The sequence below is a fragment of the Enterobacter sp. EC_64 genome, from assembly GCF_019584165.1.
GTDB lineage: Bacteria > Pseudomonadota > Gammaproteobacteria > Enterobacterales > Enterobacteriaceae > Enterobacter > Enterobacter roggenkampii.
Genome location: NZ_VDAS01000066.1, coordinates 1 through 2,103, shown reverse-complemented (window position 1 = coordinate 2,103; position 2,103 = coordinate 1). Strand labels below are relative to the sequence as shown.

1 protein-coding gene and 1 pseudogene are annotated in these 2,103 nt (G+C 47.8%); one reads left to right on the top strand and one right to left on the bottom strand.

Annotated features, from left to right (window positions below; translation table 11 throughout):
- Positions 1–890 precede the first annotated feature (890 nt).
- A complete protein-coding gene (locus FHC52_RS22450) occupies positions 891–1,931 on the top strand; it encodes an IS481 family transposase (RefSeq protein ID WP_181553934.1) in 1,041 nt (346 codons plus the stop codon).
- 56 nt (positions 1,932–1,987) lie between these two features.
- Here the strand turns inward: FHC52_RS22450 and FHC52_RS22445 are convergent.
- Positions 1,988–2,103 (bottom strand): annotated as a pseudogene (locus tag FHC52_RS22445) (IS5/IS1182 family transposase); the annotation flags it as partial.

Genomic DNA, 2,103 nt, shown 5'->3' with positions numbered 1-2,103 from the left:
AAGTGAAACGCCGTAGCGCCGATGGTAGTGTGGGGTCTCCCCATGTGAGAGTAGGGAACTGCCAGGCATCAAACAAGAAGAACCCCGTACCGAAAGGTGCGGGGTTTTTTGCTTTGTGCGCCAGAAAACATGCCGGATGACGGCTTCGCCTTATCCGGCCTACAAAACCTGTAGGCCCGGTAAGCGCAGCGCCACCGGGCATGGCAGACCGCACGATCCCACGGTAAAAAGAAGCAAGAATACTAAAGAAGGGATTTATAAACGCAGAAAAGCAAAAACCCAGCCATAGGCTGGGTTCTTTAAATAGTGGTGCCCGGACTCGGAATCGAACCAAGGACACGGGGATTTTCAATCCCTTTAAAAGAGCCCAAACGATCCATCAGCACTAACAGTTTTATACTGGTTTACCTTGAGAAAAATGTTTAAGTTTGGTTCTTCATGACTTAAGTATTGCTTAAATACGGCGTTTCGAAGCTACCAGAATCCTACCATTATGAGCCTATACCCATAGAAGAGAAATTATCTCCCGTTCTCGCGATTCAATGACTAAAAATCAGACGGTGCAGGCTTTTAGATACTGATATTATATCTTTTGGGTAAAGTATTAATCTCTGTTGAGATAGGCTCTTAGCCCTAAAATAGCCGAGCAGCAAACGCCAAAACAATAATACTGACATTACCATTAACTGTCGCGATGGTTCTGAGTCGATCGTCTTTAAGTGTTTTACCATCAAATGTTGCGATGGTGCGGAGTCGATCGTCTTTCAAGGTCTTCCCATCAAATGTTGTGTATTAGTCACGACTTGATCTGACACATGGCCTTGAAAGGTTGATAGTTACCGGTTTTGATATGGGTGTCGAATCCTTATACAAAACACGAGGTAACTCTCATGCTTCATACTACCAATCCCGTTATCAAACACAAAACAGGTTTGCTCAATCTGGCTGAAGAACTCAGCAATGTGTCAAAAGCCTGCAAAATCATGGGTGTCTCGCGTGATACATTTTATCGTTATCGCGAGTTGGCTGATGAAGGTGGCGTAGATGCGCTGATTAACCGCAGCCGACGTGCCCCCAATCTCAAAAATCGTACCGATGACGTAACTGAACAGGCTGTTGTTGATTATGCCATCGAATTCCCTGCGCATGGTCAGCACCGGACCAGTAATGAGCTGCGTAAGCAAGGCGTTTTTATCTCAGGAAGCGGCGTCCGTTCTGTCTGGCTGCGTCACGGCCTTGAGAACTTCAAAAAGCGGCTGAAGGCACTGGAAGAAAAAGTGGCCCGTGACGGTATCGAACTGACCGAAGCTCAAATAGTCGCACTGGAGCGTAAAGCCAGTGATGACGAGGCCTGTGGCGAAATTAACACCGCTCATCCCGGCTATTTGGGGTCACAAGACACGTTCTATGTGGGTAATCTGAAAGGTGTAGGGCGTATTTACCAGCAGACGTTCGTTGATACCTACTCGAAGGTTGCTCATTGCAAGCTGTATGTCACCAAAACGCCGATTACTGCGGCTGATCTGCTGAATGATCGTGTGCTGCCGTTTTATGAGTCTCAGGGGCTGCCGATGCTGAGAATACTGACGGACAGAGGGACGGAGTTCTGTGGCAAAGTGGAACAACATGATTATCAGCCTTATCTGGCGATAAATGACATCGACCATACGAAAACCAAAGCGATGTCGCCCCAGACCAATGGCATCTGCGAGCGGTTCCATAAAACGATACTGAACGAGTTTTATCAGGTCACGTTCCGTAAAAAGCTGTATGGCGATCTCGACACATTGCAGTCTGATCTTGATGAATGGCTGGCTTATTATAATAATGAGCGAACCCATCAGGGAAAAATGTGTTGTGGGCGGACGCCAATGGAAACGTTACTTGATGGAAAGCGCATCTGGGCTGAGAAGAATTTAGGCCAGATGTAACCTGACAGATACCTGTATAAATAACCGGTAACTGTCAGATCAGGTCTGAGCTAATACACCCTGCCGGGACGCTCGGCGATCAGCCAGTCCACATCCACCTCGGCCAGCTCCTCGCGCTGTGGCGCTCCTTGGTAGCCGGCATCGGCTGAGACAAATTGCTCCTCTCCATGAA

Excerpts from the sequence above, each read along its gene's own strand:
- FHC52_RS22450 (WP_181553934.1), top strand. The coding sequence starts at position 891 with ATGCTTCATACTACCAATCCCGTTATCAAACACAAAACAGGTTTGCTC.